The following is a 22414-nucleotide window of genomic DNA, read 5'->3' as shown; positions in this document are numbered from 1 at the left end:
CTATGCTGCGCTCCAGACCCGGGAAACGGGCAGAGCAATCGAGGCAGTGACGGCGGTATCCCATGACCGAGATGGTCTTTGGCACCACGCCCGTGCGGGCAGGTGATCCGATTCTTCCACGTTGGTGGCGCACGCTGGACCGATGGTCTCTGGGCTGCGTGCTAGGGCTGTTTGCCATCGGCATCCTGCTGGGGCTGGCCGCCTCGGTGCCGCTGGCCGAGAAGAACGGCCTGCCGCAGTTCTATTACGTCGTCCGGCAGGCGGTGTTCGGCGCCGTGGCGCTGGCCATCATGCTGTTCGTCTCGACCCTCGGGCCGCGGTCGGTGCGCCGCATCGGGGTGCTGGGCTTTCTGGTGGCGATGACGGCGATCGTGCTTTTGCCCTTCATCGGCACGGATTTCGGCAAGGGCGCCGTGCGCTGGCTGCGGCTGCCGGGTGGCTTGTCGATCCAGCCCTCGGAGTTTCTCAAGCCCGGGTTCGTCGCGATCTGCGCCTGGTTCATGGCGGCCAGCCAGGAGGTTGGCGGGCCGCCCGGACGCCTGATCTCGGCGGTGCTGGCGGCGGTGGTGGTGGTGCTGCTGGCGCTGCAGCCCGACTTTGGCCAGGCCTCGCTGGTGCTGTTTTCCTGGTGCGTGATGTATTTCGTCGCCGGTGCGCCCATCATCCTGCTGCTGACCGTGATCGGCATGGCGGGCGTCGGAGGGGTGTTTGCCTATGGTGCCTCCGAGCATGTCGCCCGCCGCATCAACGGCTTTCTGGCTGCCGAGGTCGATCCGCGCACCCAGATCGGCTATGCCACCAATGCCATCCAGGAGGGCGGCTTCTTTGGCGTCGGCGTGGGCGAGGGCTCGGTCAAATGGCAGTTGCCCGACGCCCATACCGATTTCATCATCGCGGTCGCGGCCGAGGAATACGGCCTGATCCTGGTCCTGTTCATCCTGCTGCTTTACGGCACGGTGGTGGTGCGTTCGCTGCTGCGTCTGCGGGATGAGCGCGATCCCTTTGCCCGTATCGCCGGCACCGGGCTGGCCTGCGCCTTTGGCGTGCAGGCGCTGATCAACATGGGCGTGGCGGCGCGGCTGCTGCCGGCCAAGGGCATGACGCTGCCCTTTGTCAGCTATGGCGGCTCGTCGGTGATCGCCTCTGCCATCGCCATGGGCATGTTGCTGGCGCTGACGCGGGCGCGGCCGCAGGGGCGCATCTCGGACGTGCTGGGACAGGGGCGCAAATGATCCCGGCCGGCCCCCTGTGCCTGATCGCGGCCGGAGGCACCGGCGGGCACATGTTTCCGGCACAATCCCTGGCCGAGGTGTTGCTGGCGCGCGGCTGGCGCGTCCGGCTTTCGACAGACGAGCGCGGCGCGCGCTATGCCGGTGCCTTTCCCGCCGAAGTCGCGCGCGAGGTGGTCAGTTCGGCTACGACGGCGCGCGGCGGCGCGCTGGCAAGGCTGGCGGTGCCGCTGCGCATCGGCGCGGGGGTCATTTCGGCAATCCGCGCCATGCGCGCCGATCGGCCGCAGGTGGTGGTGGGCTTTGGCGGTTATCCGACCATTCCGGCCCTGTCGGCGGCGCTGGCCCTGCGCATCCCGCGCATGATCCACGAACAGAATGGCGTCATGGGCCGGGTGAACGCGAATTTCGCCCGCCGCATGCATCGCGTCGCCTGCGGAACCTGGCCCACGCGGCTGCCGCAGGGGGTCGTCGGTGTCCATACCGGTAATCCGGTGCGCCAGGCGGTGCTGGATCGTGCCGGCTGCAGCTATGCCGCGCCGGGGCCGGGGGGGCTGAACCTGCTGGTGATCGGCGGCAGCCAGGGGGCGCGGGTGCTGTCGGATGTGGTGCCCGCCGCCGTCGCGGCGCTGCCCGACGCGCTGCGCGAGCGCCTTGCCGTCAGCCACCAGGCCCGGGCCGAGGATGGCGAGCGCGTCACTGCCGCCTATCGGGCTGCGGGCATCCGTGCCGATGTGCGGCCCTTCTTCGACGATGTGCCGCAGCGGCTGGCCGAGTGCCAATTGGTGATCAGCCGGGCCGGGGCCTCGTCCATCGCCGACATCACCGCCATCGGCCGGCCGGCGATCCTGATTCCCTATGCCGCGGCGGCGGGCGATCATCAAAGCGCCAATGCTCGCGCGCAGGCCGAATCCGGCGCGGCGGTGGTGCTGGCCGAATCAGAGCTTGACGCGGTGCGCCTGAGGGGCGAGATGCTTGCGGTTCTGGCGGATGCCGACCGCGCCCGTGCCATGGCCGCCGCCGCCCTGGCGCTGGGCCGCCCGGATGCGGCGCAGAGACTTGCAGATCTAGTGATGGAATTGACCCGATGAACGCAGCGACCAAACTTCCCGGCGAACTGGGCCCGATCCACTTCATCGGCATCGGCGGCATCGGCATGTCGGGCATCGCCGAGGTGCTGATGACGCTGGGCTATCAGGTGCAGGGCTCGGACGCGAAACGCTCGAAGATCACCGACCGGCTGGAGACGCTGGGCGCCACCATCTTTGAAGGCCAGCGCGCCGGCAATATCGGCGAGGCGGGTGTGGTGGTGATCTCGACCGCGATCAAGAAGGGCAACCCCGAGCTTGAGGAGGCGCGCCGCCGCGGCCTGCCGATCGTGCGCCGGGCCGAGATGCTGGCGGAACTGATGCGGCTGCGCTCGAACGTCGCCATTGCCGGGACGCATGGCAAGACCACGACGACGACCATGGTGGCGACGCTGCTGGACGCGGGCGGCTTCGATCCCACGGTCATCAACGGCGGCGTGATCCATGCCTATGGCAGCAATGCCCGTGCAGGCGCCGGCGAATGGATGGTGGTCGAGGCGGACGAGTCGGACGGCAGCTTCAACCGCCTGCCCGCGACCATCGCCATCGTCACCAATATCGACCCCGAGCACATGGAGCATTGGGGCTCTTTCGACGCGCTGCGCAAGGGCTTTCAGGATTTCGTCTCGAACATCCCCTTCTACGGGCTGGCGGTCTGCTGCACCGACCACCCCGAGGTGCAGGCGCTGGTCGGGCGCACCACCGACCGTCGGGTGGTGACCTTTGGCTTCAACGCCCAGGCCGATGTCCGGGCGATGAACCTGAGCTATGAAAACGGCGTGGCGCATTTCGACATCGCGCTGCAGGGCGAGGCGGCGCTGAACGACGGCGAGGTGCCGGTGATCGAGGGCTGCACCCTGCCGATGCCGGGCGATCACAACGTCTCGAACGCGCTGTCGGCGGTGGCGGTCGCCCGCCATCTGGGCATGAAGCGCGCCCAGATCCGCGAGGCGCTGGCCGGTTTCGGCGGCGTCGGGCGGCGCTTTACCCGTGTGGGCGAGGTGAATGGCGTCACGATCATCGACGATTACGGCCATCACCCGGTCGAGATCGCGGCGGTGCTGAAGGCCGCGCGCCAGGCGACCAGGGGCCGGGTCATCGCCGTGCATCAGCCGCACCGCTATACGCGGCTGTCGAACCTGTTCGACGATTTCTGCACCTGTTTCAACGAGGCCGATGTCGTCGCCATCGCCGAGGTCTATGCCGCGGGCGAGGATCCGATCCCCGGTGCCAGCCGCGATGATCTGGTGGCCGGGCTGATCGCGCATGGCCATCGCCACGCCCGCGCGGTGATGGACGAGGCCGATCTGGCGCGTCTGGTGCGCGAACAGGCGCGCCCGGGCGATATGGTGGTCTGCCTTGGCGCCGGCACGATCTCGGCCTGGGCCTACGGCCTGCCCGAGCGGCTGACCGAGCGCGCCGCATGATCATGCTGGCCAGTCATCCCCTCATGGCGGCGCTGATGGGCGCGCTCTGGGCGGTGCTGGCCTGCTTGCTGCCGCTGGTTCGCCGGCGCTGGCGCCATGCGGCGCTGTGGCTGGTGGTGCTGGCCGGGGTGCCGCTGCTGGGCTGGCTGACCTATCTTTGCGGTCCGGGCCTGGGCGTGCTGTTCCTGGCGCTGGGGCTTTCGGTGCTGGTCTGGCCTCCGGCCGGGTTGCTTCGCCGCCTGAAACCGGCGCCGCAGGGGCTGCGCTAGGCGCCGCCGGCGGCATTTGCGCGCGGGCGGGCTTTGCTTTATCACCCGCGCCAGAGCAGCAAGGAATCCTCCCATGTCCGGCGCCATGACCCAGACCCTGCCGCGGGTGCGCGGCACCCTGACCCAGTGCCGGCCGCTGGCCGATCTGACCTGGCTGCGCGTCGGCGGTCCCGCCGACTGGCTGTTTCAGCCCGCCGATGAGACCGATCTGGCCGCCTTCCTGCGGGATCTGGATCCGGCGGTTCCGGTCTTTGTCATGGGGGTCGGCTCGAACCTGATCGTGCGCGACGGCGGCATCCGCGGCGTGGTGATCCGGCTGGGGCGCGGCTTCAACGCGATTTCCTGTGCGGATGGCATCGTCACCGCCGGCGCTGCGGCGCTGGACGCGCATGTGGCGCGCCGTGCGGCCGAGGCCGGGCTGGACCTGACCTTCCTGCGCACCATCCCCGGCAGCATCGGCGGCGCCGTGCGCATGAACGCCGGCTGCTACGGCGCCTATGTCGCCGATCATCTGGCCTCGGTCCGGGCGGTGGCGCGCGACGGCAGCCTGCATGATCTCTCTGCTGCCGAGCTGCGCCTTGCCTATCGCCATTCGGACCTGCCCGCGGGCTGGGTGCTGACCGAAGCGCGGTTTCGCGCCCCGGCGGGCGATCCGGCGGAACTGGCGGCGCGCATGGAGGAGCAGCTGGCCCGGCGCGACGCCAGCCAACCCACGCGCGCGCGCAGTGCCGGCTCGACCTTTCGCAACCCGGCGGGGTTTTCCTCGACCGGGCGCGCCGATGACAGCCAGGAGCTGAAGGCCTGGTCGCTGATCGACGCCGCCGGATTGCGCGGCCATCGCCTGGGCGGGGCGCAGATGTCGCAAAAGCACCCGAACTTCCTGCTGAACGCCGGGGACGCCAGCGCCGCCGATCTGGAGGCCCTGGGCGAAATGGTGCGCGCGCGGGTGCGCGAGGCCAGCGGCCACGACCTGCAATGGGAGGTCATCCGCATCGGCGAGCCGTAACTTGCGGATTCTGGCCGAAATCTCGCCTGCCAGGCGAAAAGGGACTTTTGCGACGGCCAGCTTGCCGCTATCCTGACCTGACAAATACCCGGATCAACCGGGTGCATGAGGCAGAATTGGCGGGCAGGTCGAGCAAGACAGCCCCGAAAGTCGTGGTTCTGAAGGGTGGCCCCTCGGCCGAGCGCGAGGTGTCGCTGTCTTCGGGCCGGGAATGCGCGCAGGCGCTGCGACTGGCGGGCTATGAGGTCATCGAAGTGGATGCGGGCAGGGATCTGCCCGCGCGTCTGGCCGAGGCAGCGCCGGATGTGGTCTTCAACGCCCTGCACGGTCGCTGGGGCGAGGATGGCTGCGTGCAGGGCCTGCTGGAATGGCTGGGCATTCCCTATACGCATTCGGGCGTGCTGGCCTCGGCGCTCGCCATGGACAAGACCCGCGCCAAGGCCGCCTTCCGGGCTGCCGGCCTGCCGGTGCTGGAAAGCGTGATCGCCGAGGTCTCCGAGGTGCGTGCCCGCCATGTCCTGCCGCCGCCCTATGTGGTCAAGCCCAATGACGAGGGCTCTTCGGTCGGGGTCTATATCGTGCATGAGGCGGCGAACGGCCCGCCGCAGCTGTCGCCGCAGATGCCCGCCCGCGTCATGGTCGAGACCTATGCCCCCGGGCGCGAGCTGACCGTCGCCGTGCTGGGCGACCGCGCCCTGGCGGTGACCGAGATCGTGACCGCCGGCTGGTATGACTATGACGCCAAATACACGCCCGGCGGCTCGGCGCATGTGATTCCGGCGGCGATCCCGGATGAGATCGCCCGCGCCTGCTGCGATCTGGCGCTGCGCGCGCATCGGGCTCTGGGCTGCCGCGGGCTGACGCGCTCGGATTTTCGCTGGGACGAGGCGCGCGGCCCTGCCGGGCTGATCATCCTGGAAACCAATACCCAGCCTGGCATGACCCCCACCTCGCTGGCGCCCGAACAGGCGGCGCATGTCGGCATGGATTTCCCCGCGCTGTGCCGCTGGATCGTCGAGGAGGCGCTATGCAGGGCGTGAACCCGTTCCAGCACGGATCGGCGGACGGCGGGCGCGCGGCGCCGGTGCGACATGCGCCCGCGCGCCCGGTGCCGGTGCAGCAGCGCCTGCAGCGCCGCGATCCCGCGCCCTCGCGCCTGGCCTACCGGCTGAACCGCATGATGCTGCGGCCGCTGGTACGGCGGCTGGTGCATGTCGGCCTGCCGGCGTTCCTGGCCGCGCTGGTCGCCGGCATCTGGCTGTCCGACGAGACGCGGCGCGCGCATCTGGCCGGAGGGATCGACGCCATCGTGGACCGCATCCAGCACCGCGAGGCCTTCATGGTCAGGACCATGGAGATCGAGGGCGCCTCGGCGGTGGTCGACAAGGGGCTGCGCGCCATGCTGCCGGTGGAACTGCCGGCCTCGAGTTTCGAGCTGGATCTCGACAACCTGCGCGAGCGCGTGCTGAAGCTGGACGCGGTCGCGGCGGTGGATCTGCGCATCAAGCCGGGCGGGGTGCTGTCGGCACTGGTGACCGAGCGCGTGCCGGTGGTGCTGTGGCGTCACGCCCGCGGCATCGAGCTGCTGGACAAGACCGGGCACCGCGTCGCCTCGACCACCTCGCGCGAGGCGCGCACCGACCTGCCGATCATCGCCGGCAAGGGCGCCGACCGCGCCGCACCCGAGGCGCTGGCGCTGATCGACGCCGCCGGGCCGATCCTGCCGCGCCTGCGCGGGCTGGAGCGCATCGGCGAGCGGCGCTGGGACGTGGTGCTGGACCGCGGCCAGCGCATCAGGCTGCCCGAGGACAAGGCGCTGCAGGCCTTCGAGCGCGTCATCGCGCTTGACCGCGCCCAGGCCATGCTGGACCGCGACATCACGGTGATCGACCTGCGCCAGGAATCGCGGCCCTTGGTGCGGCTGGGCCCGGAGGCGCAGAACGCCATCCGCCGCGCGCGCGGCCAGCCCGAGATCGGGCCGGACGGAATGCCGATCGAACCCGAGGGCAAGACTGCCCGGGGCTCGGGAAAGAGCACGAAGAAAAGCGGCTGACAGCTTGAGGGGGCAGGGAAAATGAAGGATCTGTGTCAGGGCCAGCGCGTCATGCGCAACATGCGCCGCCAGGCGATGCAGCGCGGCGTCATCGCGGTTCTGGACATCGGCACGTCCAAGATCGCCTGTCTGGTGCTGCAGTTCGACGGCCCCGGCCAGTTCCGCGAGACCGATGGCGTCGGCCCCATGGCCGGGCAGTCGAACTTCCGCGTCATCGGCTCGGCCCATACCCGCGCGCGCGGCATGCGCTGCGGCGAGATCGAGACCATGGCCGAGACCGAGCGCGCCATCCGCACCGTCATCCAGTCGGCACAGAAGGTCGCGGGCGTGCGCGTCGATCACGTCATCGCCTGCATCTCGGGGGCGCGGCCGGCCTCCTACGGCCTGGCGGGCGAGATCGCGCTGCCGGCGGGCAAGGTCGGCGAACATGACGTGGCGCGGGTACTGGGCGCCTGCGAGGTTCCCGATTTCGGCCACGGCCGCGAGGTGCTGCACGCGCAGCCGGTGAACTTTACCCTTGACGGGCGCAGCGGCCTGTCCGATCCGCGCGACCAGTCCGGCAGCGTGCTGGGCTGCGACATGCATGTGCTGACCGTCGACGGCGACGCGGCCGGCAATCTGGTGCAATGCATCCGGCGCTGCGACATGGAACTGGCGGGGGTGGCCTCGGCCTCCTATGCCGCGGGACTTGCGGCGCTGGTCGAGGACGAGCAGGAACTGGGCGCGGCCTGCGTCGATCTGGGCGGCGGCGCGACCGGGGTCTCGATCTTCATCAAGAAGCACATGATCTTTGCCGATGCGGTGCGCATGGGGGGTGATCTGATCACCCATGACATCGCCAAGGGCCTGCGCGTCAGCCATGCCGTGGCCGAGCGCATCAAGACCCTGCACGGCGGGCTCGAGGCCACCGGCCGCGACGACCGCGAGATGATCGAACTGGGCGGCGAGACTGGCGACTGGGACGGCGAGCGGCGCAGCGTCAGCCGCGCCGACCTGATCGGCATCATGCGCCCGCGCGTCGAAGAGATCCTCGAGCAGGTGGCGGGCATCCTCGAGGCGGCGGGTTTCGATTCCATGCCCTCGCGCCAGGTGGTGCTGACCGGCGGCGGCAGCCAGATCCCCGGGCTCGAGGTGCTGGCCTCGCGCATGCTGGGGCGCAATGTCCGCATCGGCCGGCCGCTGCGCATCCAGGGCCTGCCGCAGACAGCGACTTCGGCGGGGTTTTCCTCGGCCATCGGGCTGGCGCTGCTGACGGCGCATCCCCAGGACGAATGGTGGGATTTCGACATGCCGGCCGAACATTATCCGGCGCGCAGCATCCGCCGCGCCTATCGCTGGTTCCGCAACAACTGGTAGTTGACGCGAACCGCCATCCAGTGGTGCAGGCCAATGCCTCCACCATATGCAGCGCAATGGGCAATATGCCGCCGAATCCGCGCAAAGAAAGCGCCAGATTTGGTGGTTTGCCTGTGTTTTTCGGGTGACGCTTGCCCGGAATCTGGCTAGGCTGGGCAAATACGAGGATTCGACCGGGCAAATCATGTCCGGCGCAACATACAAGGCAGGCGAGACATGGAACGGCAGATCCACCTGATGTTGAACGATGACCAGGAACTGAAGCCGCGCATCACCGTCTTCGGCGTTGGTGGCGCAGGTGGCAACGCGGTCAACAACATGATCGACAAGCAACTCGAGGGCGTCGAGTTCGTCGTGGCGAACACCGATGCGCAGGCGCTGCAATCCTCGAAGGCGGAAAGCCGCATCCAGATCGGTCCCAAGGTGACCGAGGGGCTGGGCGCCGGCGCCAAGCCCTCGATCGGCGCCAAGGCCGCCGAGGAGACGATCGAGGACATCGTCGATCACCTGATGGGCGCGCATATGTGCTTCATCACCGCCGGCATGGGCGGCGGCACCGGCACCGGCGCCGCCCCGATCATCGCCCAGGCCGCGCGCGAGATGGGCATCCTGACCGTCGGCGTGGTGACCAAGCCCTTCCAGTTCGAGGGCACCAAGCGCATGCGCCAGGCCGAGGAAGGCGTCGAGGCGCTGCAGAAGGTCGTCGATACGCTGATCATCATCCCCAACCAGAACCTGTTCCGGCTGGCGAATGAAAAGACCACTTTCACCGAGGCCTTCGCCATGGCCGACGACGTGCTGTATCAGGGCGTCAAGGGCGTCACCGATCTGATGGTGCGCCCGGGCCTGATCAACCTCGACTTTGCGGACGTGCGCGCGGTCATGGACGAGATGGGCAAGGCGATGATGGGCACCGGCGAGGCCTCGGGCGAGAACCGGGCCGTGCAGGCCGCCGAAAAGGCCATTGCCAACCCGCTGCTGGACGAGATCAGCCTGAACGGCGCCCGCGGCGTGCTGATCAACATCACCGGCGGCTACGACCTGACGCTGTTCGAGATGGATGAGGCGGCCGAGAAGATCCGCGAAAAGGTCGATGCCGATGCCAATATCATCGTCGGCTCGACGCTGGATCCGTCGATGGAAGGCTCGATCCGCGTCTCTGTGGTGGCCACCGGCATCGACGCCTCGGCGGCGGAACTGCCCGCGCCGCGCCGCGGCATGAAAGAGCCGTTGACCCAGACCCCGGTCGTCGCGCCGCGCCTCGAGGACGAGATGCCGACGGTCGCGCGCCGCGCCGCCGCGCCGCTGGGCCAGGTGGCGATGGCCGCGTCGGTCGCGCGCGCCCCGCTGCATGCGTCCGCCGCCCGGCTTGAGGACGAGGACATGCCGCGCCCGGCCTATCAGCACGACAGCCGCCAGCCCGCGGCGCCGCTCGATGCACTGAACGCCGATGCCGTCGGCTTTGTCGCGCCGGTGCGCCGCCCCGGCACACCCAGCCAGGCGACGGTGGACCGTCTTGCCGCCGCCGTGCAGAGCGCGCCCGAACGTCAGGCCGCCGCGCAGGGTCGCCCGCTGACGCCGCCGCCCGAGCCCGCGCCCGCACACAACCGCATGAGTGGGATCTCGCGCATGTTCACCCGCCTCTCGGGCCATGGCGAGCCGGCCGAGAAACCCGCCGCCACCACCATCGCCGAACGGGTGAACGAGCGTGTCGCCGCCCGCAGCCGCAGCGGTTTCGATGCCGGTTTCGACGACCTGGCCAGCCCCGACAAGGCCGGCGACAATGTCGAGATCCCGGCCTTCCTGCGCCGCCAGGCGAATTGAGCCGATCACAAGTTTTCGCCACCAGACCGGAAAGGGCCGCAACAGCGGCCCTTTTTTCATTTTTATGACAATGGCTTGCGGCGTAACCTGAAAGAAACGCTTCGGGATGGGGGCAAATGTTTCATCCCGTTACAAATCGTTAATTGTGGTTTCCCGGGCCTGTGCCTAACTCGCAGCATGGGCAATCTGCCCGCCGGAATAGACAGCAGGACCACAGGCAGCATCATGCAGACCACCATCGCTCAGAAAGCCCAGTTCCGCGGCGTCGGACTGCATTCGGGTGCGGCCGTGCGGCTGGCGATCCTGCCTGCACCCGCTGATCACGGCATCGTCTTTCTGCGCACCGATCTTGGCCGCGCCCGCATTCCGGCGCGCTGGGACCATGTGACGCCCTCGCAGCTTTGCACGCTTCTGGACAATGGCCAGGGCGCCACCGTCTCGACGGTCGAGCATGTGATGGCGGCGCTGGCCGGCACCGGCATCAACAACGCCCTGATCGAGGTGAACGGGCCGGAAGTGCCGATCCTCGACGGCTCGGCCGCGCCCTTCGTGCATGGTATCCTCGAGGCCGGCTTGCGCCAGCAGCCCGATGCGCCGCTGCGCGCCATCCGCGTGCTGCGCCCGGTCCAGGTCACCCAGGGCGAGGCCAGCGCCCGCCTGAGCCCGGCGGGCGAGCTGCAGATGCATTTCGACATCGACTTTGCCGATGCCGCGATCGGCCAGCAGGAAAAGCGTCTCGACATGGCGAACGGCGCCTTCGTGCGCGAGCTGATGGACAGCCGCACCTTCTGCCGCCAGGCGGATGTGCTGCGCATGCAGCAAAACGGGCTGGCCCTGGGCGGAACCTATCTGAACGCGGTCGTGGTCGATGGCGACAGGGTGCTGTCGCCGGGCGGGCTGCGCCACCGCGACGAGGCCGTGCGCCACAAGATGCTGGACGCCATGGGCGATCTCGCCCTGGCCGGCGCGCCGTTGCTGGCGTGCTACAGCGGCCACCGCGCCGGCCACGCCATGACCAACCGGCTGCTGCGCGCACTGTTCGCCGCGCCCGACGCCTGGGAATGGGTCGAACTGACCCCGGCGATGGAAAGCCGCCTGCCAGGTGCCGGGGTGATGTCCTCGGCCGCCGCGCTGGCCGCGCGCCAGCCGCAACTGGCCGTCGCCTGAGGCTGGTGGCCATGCCGTCAATTTTGCGGTTTTGCCGTTTTGCGCCGGCAGAATTTCTGTGCTAGGACGACCGGGCCGCACGGTCCTTGCGCCGGTTCGGCGACATGAGATTCTGACGGGCAGGGTGGAATGACGGGCATCAGATCGGGGTTCTTGGTCGCGGCTGCGCTGTCGTTGGGCCTTGTCGCGGGCTGTTCCGGCGCCGGCAAGGCGCCCGAATCGCTTGAGAGTTTCACTGCCGAGCAAATCTACAAGCGCGGCGAATACGAGCTTGAGAACTCGCGCAAGCCCAAGGACGCGGTGCGCTATTTCTCCGAGGTCGAGCGACTTTACCCCTATTCGGAATGGGCCAAGCGCGCGCTGATCATGCAGGCCTTCTCTTATCACCGGGCCCGCGAATACGAGGATGCGCGCGGCGCGGCGCAGCGTTTCATCGACACCTATCCCGGCGATGCCGATGCGGCCTATGCGAAATACCTGCTGGCGCTCAGCTATTACGACCAGATCGACGAGATCGGCCGCGACCAGGGCCTGACCTTCCAGGCGCTGCAGGCGCTGCGCGAGGTGATCGAGCAATATCCCGACACCGAATATGCGCGCTCGGCGATCCTGAAATTCGACCTCGCCTTCGACCATCTCGCGGCGAAGGAAATGGAGATCGGGCGCTATTACCTCAAGCGCGGGCATTACACCGCGGCGATCAACCGCTTCCGCGTCGTGGTCGAGGAATTCCAGACCACCACCCACACGCCCGAGGCGCTGATGCGCCTGGTCGAGGCCTATCTGGCGCTGGGTCTGACCGATCAGGCGCAGACCGCCGGGGCGATCCTGGGGCACAATTTCCGTTCCTCGCCCTTCTATGAGGACGCCTATGCGCAGTTGCGCGGCCAGGGGCTCAAGCCCGAGGCCAGCGGCGACAGCTGGCTGACCAGCGTCTATCGTCAGGTCGTCCAGGGCAAGTGGCTGTAAGGCCGCATGCTGCGGCATCTCGACATCCGGGACATGCTTCTGATCGACCGGCTGGAACTCGACTTCCAGCCGGGACTGAACGTGCTGACCGGCGAGACCGGCGCCGGCAAGTCTATTCTGCTGGACTGCCTCGGCTTCGTGCTGGGTTGGCGCGGCCGGGCCGATCTGGTGCGCGCCGGCGCCCAGCAGGGCGAGGTCACCGCGGTCTTCGACCTGCCGGCCGGGCATCCGGCGCGGGTGCTGCTGGCCGAGGCGGGCTTTGCGGTCGTGGACGAACTGATCATTCGCCGGGTGAACGGCGGCGACGGGCGCAAGACCGGCTGGATCAACGACCGCCGCGCCTCGGGCGAGGTGCTGCGCATGCTCTCGGAACTGCTGGTGGAACTGCACGGCCAGCACGACGACCGCGGCTTGCTGAACCCGCGCGGCCACCGGTTGCTGCTCGATGCCTTCGCCGGCGCCGATCTGTCGGCGACGCGCGCCGCCTGGGCCGCGCGGCGCGAGGCGCGGGTCCGGCTGGCCGAGGCCGAGGCGGTGCTGGACGCTGCCCGGGCCGAGGAGGACTTCCTGCGCCATGCCGTGGCCGAGCTTGACAAGCTTGCGCCGCAGCCGGGCGAGGAGGCCGATCTCGACACCCGCCGCCGCGCCATGCAGGGCGCCGAACGCATCCGCGAGGATGTCGCCCGTGCCCTGCAGGCACTTGGCCCAGAGGGCGCCGAGGGCGCGATGCTGGACGCGGTGCGCTGGCTGGACGGCGCGGCCGAACGTGCCGAGGGCCGGCTCGAGGCCCCCGCCGCCGCGCTGCAGCGGGCGCTGATCGAACTGGGCGAGGCGGCCTCCGGGGTCGAGGCGGCGCTCGAGGCGATGGATTTCGACCCGCGCGACCTTGAGGTTACCGAAGAGCGGCTGTTCGCGCTCAGGGCGCTGGCGCGCAAGCATGACGTGCTGGCCGACGATCTTGCGACGCTGGCGGATGCGCTGCGGGCGCGGCTCTCCCGCATCGACGCCGGTGCCGGGGACCTGGCGCGCCTGCGCGACGCCGTGGCGGCGGCCGACGCCGCATATGACGCTGCCGCCGCTGCCCTCTCCGGACAGCGCGCCGCGGCCGCCAAGCGGCTCGATGCCGCGATGGCGGCCGAACTTGCGCCGCTGAAGATGGAGCGCGCGGTCTTCGAGACCCGGCTCGCCGCCGCCGACCCCGGACCCGAGGGGCGCGACGCCGTGGCCTTTACCGTGGCGACCAATCCCGGCGCGCCGCCGGGGCCGCTCGACCGCATCGCCTCGGGCGGCGAGTTGTCGCGTTTCCTGCTGGCGCTGAAGGTCTGCCTCGCGCGCGGCAATGACGCGCTGGTGCTGATCTTTGACGAGATCGACCGCGGCGTGGGCGGCGCCACCGCCGATGCCGTCGGCCGCCGCCTGGCGCGCCTGGCCGAGGGCGCGCAGGTGCTGGTCGTCACCCACAGCCCGCAGGTCGCGGCGCTGGGCGGGCATCACTTCCGGGTGGCGAAATCGGTCACTGCCGGCATGACCACCTCGAATGTCGCAGCGCTGAACGCCAGCCAGCGTATCGAGGAAATCGCCCGCATGCTGGCCGGCGAGGAAATCACCCCCGCCGCCAAGGATGCGGCGAAGGCGCTGTTGCGGGGCTAGGGGCGGGGCGCCTCAGCCCTTGCGGTGGCGGGCCTCGAACCGCGGCAGCATGGCGGAAAAGTCGCGGCCCTTGCCGTCCTCCTCCTCGACGAAACGGGCGTAAAGCGCCGCGGCCAGTTCGCCCATCGGCGTGTCGGCATCGGCGGCCTCGGCCGCCTGCTGGCTTAGCCGCAGGTCCTTGAGCATCAGTTCCGAGGCGAATCCCGGCTTGTAGCCGTTGTCGGCCGGCGAGGCCGGCCCCACCCCCGGCGCCGGGCAATAGGCGTTCATCGTCCAACTGTAGCCCGAGGATGTGGAGACCACGTCGAACATCTTCTGGCGGTCCAGCCCCAGCTTGTCGGCCAGCGCGAAGGCCTCGCAGGTGGCGATCATCGTCACGCCCAGGATCATGTTGTTGCAGATCTTGGCGGCCTGCCCGGCGCCGGCGTCGCCGCAATGCACGACCTTCTTGCCCATGACCTCAAACAGCGGCTTCACCGTGTCAAAGGCATCCGCACTGCCGCCGACCATGAAGGTCAGCGTCCCGGCCGCGGCGCCGCCGATGCCGCCCGAGACCGGCGCATCCAGCGCCCCCAGGCCCGCCGCATGCGCCTGATCGGCCACCGCGCGGGCGCTTTCCACATCCACGGTCGAGCAGTCGCAAAGGACTGCGCCCGCCGCCATCGCCGGGATCACCTCGCCGGCCACGGCGCGCAGGATGGCGCCGTTGGGCAGCATGGTGATCACGACCTCGGCGCCCTGCGCGGCGTCAGAGGCGCTGGCGGCCCTGGTGACGCCCGCCGGCATGGGGGCGGCAAGATCAAAGCCCGACACCTGATGGCCGGCGCCGGCCAGATTGGCGGCCATCGGGCCGCCCATATTGCCCAGTCCGATGAATCCGATCTTCATTTGCAGTCCTCCCATTGCATTTCATCCGCGCCCAGCGGCGCCAGCATCGCCTGGACATGGGCATCGCTGGCATCCGCGGCCCATTTCGGCTTGCGGTCCTTGTCGATCAGCTGCGCGCGCACGCCTTCCAGAAAATCGCTTTCGGCCGTAGCACGGGCGGTAAAGCGCAGCTCGCGCGCGAGGCTTTCGCGCAATTCCCGGTCGCCGCGCGCCGCGCGCACCAAAAGCAGCGTCGCCGCCATGGACAGCGGCGAGTTGCGGCGCAAGGGCTTCAGCGCCGCCTCGTTGCCCGAGGCTTCCAGCGCCGCGACGATTTCGGCCACAGTCGGCTTGCCAAAGGTCGAAAGGTCCATGGCCTCCAGCGGCGCCTCGGGGCGCGGCCGGCCCTTGACCAGGCCGGCGTCGCCGGTCTCGGCCAGCGCCTCGATCAGCGACGGCCATTCCGCCTCGGGCAGGTAGGTGTCGGCAAAACCCGCGTGGATCGCGTCGCCCGCGCCCATGCGCGCGCCGGTCAGGCCAAGGTATTCGCCGATGCGGCCCGGGGCGTGACCCAGAAGCCAGCTGCCGCCCACGTCCGGGATCAGGCCGATGCCGCATTCTGGCATGGCGATCTGCGTCGTGTCGCCGACGACGCGGTGGCTGGCATGGCCGCCGACACCGACACCGCCGCCCATGACAAAACCCTGCTTGAAGGCCACCACGGGCTTGGGAAACTCGGCGATGCGGGCGTTCATGCGGTATTCGTCGCGAAAGAAGTCGCGTCCGACCTGGTGATCGCCCGCCAGCCCGGCACGATAGACCGCGGCAATGTCGCCCCCCGAGCAGAAGGCGCGTTCGCCCACCGCGTCGATGATGACCAGCGCCACCTGCGCGTCGTCGCGCCAGGCGCAAAGTGCCGCGTCGATCGCCAGCGCCATGTCATGGTCCAGCGCGTTCAGCGCCTGCGGGCGGTTGAAGGTGATGCGGCCGGCACGCCGGTCCTTGCGAATGATCATGTCGGCCATCAGTCACGCTCCGCCAGCAGGGCGCGGCCGACGATCAGCCGCATGATTTCATTGGTGCCTTCCAGAATCTGGTGCACGCGCAGGTCGCGCACGATCTTCTCGATGCCGTAATCGGCCAGATAGCCATAGCCGCCATGCAGCTGCAGGCACTGGTTCGCCACATCGAAAGCGCGGTCGGTGACATGCAGCTTGGCCATGGCGCAGAACTTGCTGGCGTCGCGGTCGCCGCGGTCCAGTTTCCACGCCGCCTGGCGCAGGAAGACACGGGCCGATTGCAGCGCCGTCTCCATCTCGGCCAGGCGGAATTGCAGCGCCTGGAACTGGTCCAGCGTCTGGCCGAAGGCGCGGCGCTCGCCCATGTAGCGCAGCGTCGCGTCCAGCGCCGCCTGCGCGCCCCCCAGCGCGCTGGCCGAGATGTTCAGCCGCCCGCCATCCAGACCCATCATCGCATAGGCAAAGCCGCGCCCCTCCTCGCCCAGCAGGTTCTCGGCCGGGACGGTGCAATCGTCGAACTGCACCTGCGAGGTCGGCTGCGCGCGCCAGCCCATCTTGTGCTCCAGCGCCCCGAAGGACAGGCCGGGCGTGCCGGCCGCCACCACCACGGTCGAGATGCCGCGCGGCCCGTCCTGGCCGGTGCGCACCATGGTCAGATAGGCGTCCGAATAGCTGCCGCCCGAGATGAACGCCTTGGTGCCGTTCAGCCGCCAGCCCTCGGGCACGCGTTCGGCACGGGTGCGCAGCGCCGCGGCGTCCGAACCCGAGCCCGGCTCGGTCAGGCAATAGGAAAACACCGTCTCCATGGTGCAGGCGAGCGGCAGCCAGCGTTCCTTGTTTTCGGGTGTGCCGAACTTGTCGATCATGCCGCCGCACATGTTGTGGATCGACAGGAACGAGCCGACCGAGGGGCAGGCCATGGCCAGCGCCTCGAAGACCAGCGTCGCGTCCAGCCGCGACAGGCCGGTGCCGCCGAAATCCTCGGACACATAGACGCCGCCGAATCCCAGCTCGGCGGCGCGCGCCCATAATTCGCGCGGGATGGTGCCGGCCTCTTCCCAGGCGCGGGCATGGGGGGCGATGTGCTCGGTCCCGAATGCGCGCGCCATGTCGAAGATCGCCTGTTGTTCCTCGCTCAGTGCAAAATCCATGGATCCCCCTTGTCGGTTCTGTCCTGCGCCGCTGCCGGGCCGCAGGCTTGCAAAATTTCGCCCCACGCCGGCAAGCCGCTGCGTGGGCGCGGATTTTTCTTCTGTTTCCCGGATTGCGGGTCTAGCATCACGAAACCGTCATCGCTGGCGGGTGCAGGGAACAGGGTGCTGTCATGCAGGTCAAGAATCCTTCGCCAAACCTTTACAACGAGGATCTCGCCCCCGCCGAGGAAAGGCGCTGGGGCGCGTTCTCGATTTTCAACGTCTGGACATCGGATGTCCACAGCCTTTGGGGCTATTACCTGGCTGCCAGCCTGTTCCTGCTGTGCGGCAACCTGATCAACTTCGTGCTGGCGATCGGGCTTGGGTCGCTGGTGATCTACTTTCTGATGCAGATGGTGGGCCTGGCCGGGGTCAGGACCGGGGTGCCCTTTCCGGTGCTGGCGCGCGCCAGTTTCGGCACATTCGGCGCCAATGCCCCGGCGATGATCCGGGCCGTGGTGGCCTGTTTCTGGTATGGGGCGCAGACCGCGGCCGCCTCGGGGGCGATCGTGGCGCTTTTGCTGCGCAGCCCGGCCATGGTGGAATTCCACCAGAACAGCCATCTGCTGGGCCATTCCACGCTGGAGGTGATCTGCTATTTCGGCGTCTGGGTGGCGCAGTTGCTGATCATCCAGAACGGCATGGAGACGGTGCGCAAGTTCCAGGACTGGGCCGGGCCGGCGGTCTGGCTGGCCATGCTGGTACTGGCGGTCTATCTGGTGATCAAGGCCGGCAAGATCAGCTTCGGCTCGGAGATCCCCGAGGACGTGCTGCTTGAGGCGACGCGCAGCGCCGGTGTGCCCGGCACGCCCGGTTCGCTGATCACGCTGATGGCGGTGGCGGCGACCTGGATCACCTATTTCGCCGCGCTCTACCTGAACTTCTGCGACTTCTCGCGCTATGCGCGCGACGAGGCCGCCCTGCGGCGCGGCAATGCCTGGGGGCTGCCGATCAACCTGCTGGCCTTCTGTCTGGTGGCCGGCGTCACCACCACCGCCGCCTGGCATGTCTATGGCGAGGTGCTGCTGCATCCCGACCAGGTCAGCGCCAAGTTCGACAGCCTGTTCCTGTCCATCCTGGCGGCGGTCACCTTTGCCGTGGCGACGCTGGGCATCAACGTGGTGGCGAACTTCGTCTCGGCCGCCTTCGACTTTTCCAACACCATCCCCAAGCACATCAGCTTCAAGCGCGGCGGCTTCATCGCCGCCCTGATCGCGCTGGCGCTTTACCCCTGGTCGCCCTGGGAGACGAACGCCACGCATTTCGTGAACTTCGTCGGGTCGACCATGGGGCCGATCTTTGGCATCCTGATGGTGGATTACTATCTGATCCGCCGCGGCGTTGTCGATGTGAATGCGCTTTATCAGGAACATGGCGAGTTCCGCTTTCACAACGGCTGGCATGTCAAGGCCTTCGTGGCACTGGCGGTGGGCATGATCTTCAGTTCGATCCTGCCGACCTTCACCTCGCTGCTGCCGTCCTGGTGGGGCATCTACGGCTGGTTCTTCGGCGTGGCGACGGGTGGCGGCACCTATTTCCTGCTGCGCGCCGGTGACAGGGCCCGGTGACAGGGGGCGGTGACAGGGGGCGGGGCCGGGGGGACGGCCCCCCGGCCACCGTCGTCAGTCCAGGGCCTTGAAATGCAGGCCGGTGTCGCTTGAACCCGCGAACCAGCGCGCGGTCACCGTCTTGGTCTTGGTGTAGAAGCGGAAGGCGTCGGGACCATACTGGTTCAGGTCGCCAAAGCCCGACTTCTTCCAGCCGCCGAAGGTGTAATAGCTCAGCGGCACCGGGATCGGGAAGTTGATGCCGACCATGCCCACATTCACCCGGCTGGCAAAGTCGCGCGCCGTGTCGCCGTCGGCGGTATAGATCGCGGTGCCGTTGCCATAATCGTTGTCCACGACCAGCTGCAGCGCCTCTTCATAGGATCTGGCGCGGACGGTGGACAGGACGGGACCAAAGATCTCCTCCTTGTAGATGTCCATGTCGCGGGTCACATTGTCAAACAGCGACGGGCCGCAGAAAAACCCGTTCTCATAGCCCTGGATCTTCAGCCCGCGGCCATCGACCACCAGCTTCGCACCCTGTTGCACGCCGGATTCGATCAGCCGGTTGATGCGGTCGCGCGAAGCGGCGGTGATCACCGGGCCGAAATCCACGTCCTCGCCGGCAGTATAGGGGCCGACCTTCAGCTTTTCGATCTTCGGCACCAGCCGCTCGATCAGCGCGTCGGCGGTCTTGTCGCCCACCGGCACCGCGACCGAGATCGCCATGCAGCGTTCGCCCGCCGCGCCGAAGCCGGCGCCCAGCAGCGCATCCGCCGCCTTGTCCATGTCGGCGTCGGGCATGATCAGCATGTGGTTCTTGGCGCCGCCGAAACACTGCGCGCGCTTGCCGTTGGCGGCGGCGCGGCCGTAGATGTATTGCGCGATCGGGGTCGAGCCGACAAAGCCCACCGCCTGCACGGCCGGATGGTCGAGGATCGCGTCCACGATCTCCTTGTCGCCGTTGACGACCTGCAGCACGCCGTCGGGCAGGCCGGCCTCCTGCGCGAGCTTTGCCAGCGCCAGCGAGGTCGAGGGCACGCGCTCGGAGGGCTTCAGGATCATGGCATTGCCCGATGACAGCGCCGGGCCCATCTTCCACAGCGGAATCATCGCCGGAAAGTTGAACGGCGTGATCCCCGCGACCACGCCCAGCGGCTGGCGCATGGAATAAAGGTCGATGCCAGGACCGGCGTTGTCGCTGTATTCGCCCTTCAGCAGCGCGGGGGCGCCCATGCAGACCTCGATCACCTCAAGACCGCGCTGCACGTCGCCGCGCGCGTCGGGCAGGGTCTTGCCATGCTCGCGCGAGACCAGCTCGGCCAGCATGTCCATATTGTCGTTGATCAGCTGGCCAAAGCGCATCATCACCCGCGCGCGGCGCTGCGGGTTGGTGGCGGCCCAGGCGATCTGCGCCTTTTCGGCGCTGCGCACGGCGGCGTCCAGCTCGGCCGGGGTGGCCAGCGGCACGCGGGCGATCACTTCGCCGGTGGCGGGGTTCATGACATCGCTGAAGCGGCCCGAGGTGCCCTTGACCTCTTTGCCGTCGATCCAGTGGTTCAGTTCTTGCATCTGTGCCTCCTCAATCCAGCTTCGAGGCGGATCATAGACTTGCATCATTGCCAAGGAAAGAGGAAGTCTGGCAAAAGCGTTTTGCAATTCTGCAAAGGCAGCGGCGATGGACTGGGACGATCTGCGCATCTTTCTAGCGGTGGCGCGCGCCGACAGCCTGTCGGGCGCCGGACGGCGGCTGGGCATCGACGCCTCGACCGTCGGGCGGCGGGTGGCGCGGCTGGAGGGGGCGCTGGGCGCCAAGCTGTTTTTGAAGACGCCACAGGGCTATGGCCTCGCCCCCGAGGGCGAGCGGCTCTTGCCCCATGCCGAGGCGGTGGAACTGGCGTTGAGCGGCGCCGAGGAGGCGCTGTCGGGCCCGGGCGAGCTGACCGGGCAGCTGCGCATCGGCGCGCCGGACGGCTGCGCCAACTACCTGCTGCCGCAGATCTGCGCCCGGCTGTGCGAAAGCCATCCGGGGCTGGAGCTGCAGATCGTGGCGCTGCCGCGGGTGTTCAACCTGTCGCGGCGCGAGGCCGACATGGCCATCGCCGTGTCCCAGCCCCGCGCCGGGCGGCTGGTGGTGCAGCGGCTGACCGACTATCACCTGCATCTGGCCGCGCATGAGGATTATCTGGACGCGCACCCCCCGATCCGGGCGCGCGAGGATCTGCGCGGGCATCGCATGATCGGCTATATCCCCGACATGATCTTTGACCGCGAGCTGGATTACCTGACCGAGACCGGCGCGGAATGGGCGGCGCTGACCTCGAATTCGGTCTCGGTGCAGATGCAGGCGATTCGCGTCGGCGCGGGTCTGGGGATCGTGCATGACTTTGCCATTCCCTTCTGCCCCGGTGTGCGCCGGGTGTTGATGGACGAGATTTCGCTGACGCGCAGCTTCTGGTTGATCCGCCATGCCGACGACCGCCGCTCGCAGCGCATGAACCGGCTTGCCGACGCGCTGGCGCAGGGCATCCGGACCGAAGTGGCGCGGTTGCAGGCGCTGATCCCCGGCTGATCATGCCGCAGTGCAACATCGGGCTTGACGCAAACAGCGGTTGCGGCAACGCTGGGATGCAAGGCCGCGCCCCGGCCGCTGCAGCCAGAGGGAGGAACTGCGATGCTCGTGAACCAGATCATGTCGATGAAAGCCAGCGGCGTCATCTATACCGTGGCGCCTTCGGCCACCGTGGCCGAGGCGGCGAAGCTTCTGTCGGAAAAGCGCATCGGCGCGATCGTGGTCAGCGAGGATGGCAAGCGCCCGCTGGGCATCCTGTCGGAACGCGACATCGTGCGCGAACTGGGCAAGCGCGGTGCCGCCATTCTTGACCAGCCGATCACCGAGTTGATGACCCGCAAGCTTGAGACCTGCACCACCGGCGAGGACGCGCTGGCCATTCTCGACCGCATGACCCAGGGGCGTTTCCGCCACCTGCCGGTGGTGAATGCCGAGGGCGAGATGCTGGGCATCGTCTCGATCGGCGACACGGTCTTTGCCCGGCTCAAGGAAATGGCCGCCGAGCAGGAGGCGCTGACCGGGATGATCATGGGCAACTAGGCCCGCCGGCGCGCGCCGCATGTGGGCAGAAGCCCTTGCGGTCGCGCCGGAAAACCTGTTTGACTGCCGCTGATCCGCACCGCGAGGGACCCAACATGCGCATCGGCCTTTATCCCGGCACCTTCGATCCCGTGACCCTGGGCCATATCGACATCATCCAGCGGGCGCTGGAACTGGTGGACCGGCTGGTGATCGGCGTGGCGATCAACCGCGACAAGGGCCCGGCCTTCGCGCTTGAGGACCGGGTCGCCATGGTGCAGGCGGAATGCGACCGGCTGGTGGCCGGCCGCCCCGACCGCGAGATCGTCGTGCATCCGTTCGAGAACCTGCTGATCGACTGCGCCCGCGATGTCGGCGCCACAGTGATCCTGCGCGGACTGCGCGCGGTCGCCGATTTCGAATATGAATTCCAGATGGTCGGCATGAACCGGGCGCTGGATGCCAGCATCGAGACGGTGTTCCTGATGGCCGACGCCCGGCGCCAGGCCATCGCCTCGAAACTGGTCAAGGAAATCGCGCGCCTTGGCGGAAACGTGTCGAAATTCGTCACCCCCGAGGTGAACGAGCTTCTGCGTCGCCGCTACGCACGCTGAGGCTTTTCCTTTGCCGGCGTCCTGCTAACCTGCGCTGATCGACCG

Annotated in this window: 20 protein-coding genes; 16 read left to right on the top strand and 4 right to left on the bottom strand. The window is 68.5% G+C overall.

The window, feature by feature from the left end:
- Nucleotides 1-62: 62 nt before the first annotated feature.
- The 12 genes from WMK75_RS08435 (at nucleotide 63) to recN (ending at nucleotide 14038) form a co-directional block, all read left to right on the top strand.
- On the top strand, nucleotides 63-1232 hold the full coding sequence (locus WMK75_RS08435) for a putative peptidoglycan glycosyltransferase FtsW (protein WP_347267234.1): 1170 nt from the start codon (nucleotides 63-65) through the stop codon (nucleotides 1230-1232).
- On the top strand, nucleotides 1229-2320 hold the full coding sequence (locus WMK75_RS08430) for a UDP-N-acetylglucosamine--N-acetylmuramyl-(pentapeptide) pyrophosphoryl-undecaprenol N-acetylglucosamine transferase (protein WP_347267233.1): 1092 nt from the start codon (nucleotides 1229-1231) through the stop codon (nucleotides 2318-2320). The genes WMK75_RS08435 and WMK75_RS08430 overlap by 4 nt, the downstream gene beginning before the upstream one ends.
- The gene (murC, locus tag WMK75_RS08425; RefSeq protein WP_347267232.1) at nucleotides 2317-3744 is read left to right on the top strand and encodes a UDP-N-acetylmuramate--L-alanine ligase; all 1428 of its coding nucleotides are present in this window, start codon (nucleotides 2317-2319) and stop codon (nucleotides 3742-3744) included. The genes WMK75_RS08430 and murC overlap by 4 nt, the downstream gene beginning before the upstream one ends.
- Complete coding sequence (locus WMK75_RS08420; protein WP_347267231.1) at nucleotides 3741-4013, top strand: DUF2484 family protein; 273 nt, start codon at nucleotides 3741-3743, stop codon at nucleotides 4011-4013. Before murC ends, WMK75_RS08420 begins: the two co-directional genes overlap by 4 nt.
- An 85-nt stretch (nucleotides 4014-4098) precedes the next feature.
- Entirely contained in the window at nucleotides 4099-5019 is a 921-nt protein-coding gene (gene murB / locus WMK75_RS08415) for a UDP-N-acetylmuramate dehydrogenase (RefSeq protein ID WP_347267259.1), read from the top strand.
- Between the two features lie 116 nt (nucleotides 5020-5135).
- Nucleotides 5136-6059: a D-alanine--D-alanine ligase gene (locus WMK75_RS08410; protein ID WP_347267230.1), complete on the top strand. Its 924-nt coding sequence runs from the start codon at nucleotides 5136-5138 to the stop codon at nucleotides 6057-6059.
- Entirely contained in the window at nucleotides 6047-7072 is a 1026-nt protein-coding gene (locus tag WMK75_RS08405; protein ID WP_347267229.1) for a cell division protein FtsQ/DivIB, read from the top strand. Before WMK75_RS08410 ends, WMK75_RS08405 begins: the two co-directional genes overlap by 13 nt.
- Nucleotides 7073-7093: 21 nt before the next feature.
- Nucleotides 7094-8428 carry a cell division protein FtsA gene (gene ftsA, locus WMK75_RS08400; RefSeq protein ID WP_347267228.1) on the top strand — a complete coding sequence of 445 codons (1335 nt, stop codon included), beginning with the start codon at nucleotides 7094-7096 and terminating at the stop codon, nucleotides 8426-8428.
- Nucleotides 8429-8644: 216 nt separating this feature from the next.
- Nucleotides 8645-10252 (top strand): cell division protein FtsZ, encoded by a 1608-nt coding sequence (ftsZ, locus tag WMK75_RS08395; protein WP_347267227.1) that lies wholly within the window; start codon nucleotides 8645-8647, stop codon nucleotides 10250-10252.
- A 225-nt stretch (nucleotides 10253-10477) separates the two neighbouring features.
- Nucleotides 10478-11419, top strand: a complete 942-nt coding sequence (lpxC, locus tag WMK75_RS08390) for a UDP-3-O-acyl-N-acetylglucosamine deacetylase (protein ID WP_347267226.1) — start codon at nucleotides 10478-10480, stop codon at nucleotides 11417-11419.
- 129 nt (nucleotides 11420-11548) lie between these two features.
- Nucleotides 11549-12388, top strand: coding sequence for an outer membrane protein assembly factor BamD (locus tag WMK75_RS08385; RefSeq protein WP_347267225.1), 840 nt, complete (start codon nucleotides 11549-11551; stop codon nucleotides 12386-12388).
- A gap of 6 nt (nucleotides 12389-12394) precedes the next feature.
- Nucleotides 12395-14038, top strand: a complete 1644-nt coding sequence (gene recN, locus WMK75_RS08380) for a DNA repair protein RecN (RefSeq protein ID WP_347267224.1) — start codon at nucleotides 12395-12397, stop codon at nucleotides 14036-14038.
- A gap of 12 nt (nucleotides 14039-14050) precedes the next feature.
- On the opposite strand, the gene mmsB is transcribed toward recN, so the two are convergent.
- From mmsB to WMK75_RS08365, 3 genes are read right to left on the bottom strand one after another with little or no spacing between them, the layout of a single operon-like run.
- Nucleotides 14051-14926 (bottom strand): 3-hydroxyisobutyrate dehydrogenase, encoded by an 876-nt coding sequence (gene mmsB / locus WMK75_RS08375; protein ID WP_347267223.1) that lies wholly within the window; start codon nucleotides 14924-14926, stop codon nucleotides 14051-14053.
- Complete coding sequence (locus WMK75_RS08370) at nucleotides 14923-15930, bottom strand: enoyl-CoA hydratase/isomerase family protein (protein ID WP_347267222.1); 1008 nt, start codon at nucleotides 15928-15930, stop codon at nucleotides 14923-14925. Before WMK75_RS08370 ends, mmsB begins: the two co-directional genes overlap by 4 nt.
- Complete coding sequence (locus WMK75_RS08365) at nucleotides 15930-17075, bottom strand: acyl-CoA dehydrogenase family protein (protein ID WP_347267221.1); 1146 nt, start codon at nucleotides 17073-17075, stop codon at nucleotides 15930-15932. The genes WMK75_RS08370 and WMK75_RS08365 overlap by 1 nt, the downstream gene beginning before the upstream one ends.
- A 173-nt stretch (nucleotides 17076-17248) precedes the next feature.
- On the opposite strand from WMK75_RS08365, the gene WMK75_RS08360 reads away from it, so the two are divergent.
- Nucleotides 17249-18685, top strand: coding sequence for an NCS1 family nucleobase:cation symporter-1 (locus WMK75_RS08360; protein WP_347267220.1), 1437 nt, complete (start codon nucleotides 17249-17251; stop codon nucleotides 18683-18685).
- Between the two features lie 54 nt (nucleotides 18686-18739).
- Here WMK75_RS08360 and WMK75_RS08355 read toward each other — a convergent pair whose 3' ends face one another.
- Nucleotides 18740-20236: a CoA-acylating methylmalonate-semialdehyde dehydrogenase gene (locus tag WMK75_RS08355; RefSeq protein ID WP_347267219.1), complete on the bottom strand. Its 1497-nt coding sequence runs from the start codon at nucleotides 20234-20236 to the stop codon at nucleotides 18740-18742.
- Between the two features lie 106 nt (nucleotides 20237-20342).
- Between WMK75_RS08355 and WMK75_RS08350 the strand changes: the two genes are divergently transcribed.
- The 3 genes from WMK75_RS08350 (at nucleotide 20343) to coaD (ending at nucleotide 22369) form a co-directional block, all read left to right on the top strand.
- A complete protein-coding gene (locus tag WMK75_RS08350; protein ID WP_347267218.1) occupies nucleotides 20343-21236 on the top strand; it encodes a LysR family transcriptional regulator in 894 nt (297 codons plus the stop codon).
- Nucleotides 21237-21338: 102 nt separating this feature from the next.
- Nucleotides 21339-21776 (top strand): CBS domain-containing protein, encoded by a 438-nt coding sequence (locus WMK75_RS08345; RefSeq protein WP_347267217.1) that lies wholly within the window; start codon nucleotides 21339-21341, stop codon nucleotides 21774-21776.
- Between the two features lie 95 nt (nucleotides 21777-21871).
- Nucleotides 21872-22369, top strand: coding sequence for a pantetheine-phosphate adenylyltransferase (gene coaD / locus WMK75_RS08340; protein ID WP_347267216.1), 498 nt, complete (start codon nucleotides 21872-21874; stop codon nucleotides 22367-22369).
- Nucleotides 22370-22414: the final 45 nt, after the last annotated feature.

Origin of the sequence: Paracoccus sp. (in: a-proteobacteria), assembly GCF_039808215.1 — a bacterium.
Classification (GTDB): Bacteria; Pseudomonadota; Alphaproteobacteria; order Rhodobacterales; family Rhodobacteraceae; genus Paracoccus.
The sequence above is the reverse complement of the archived record's forward strand: the minus strand, read 5'-3'. Positions and strand labels throughout refer to the sequence as shown.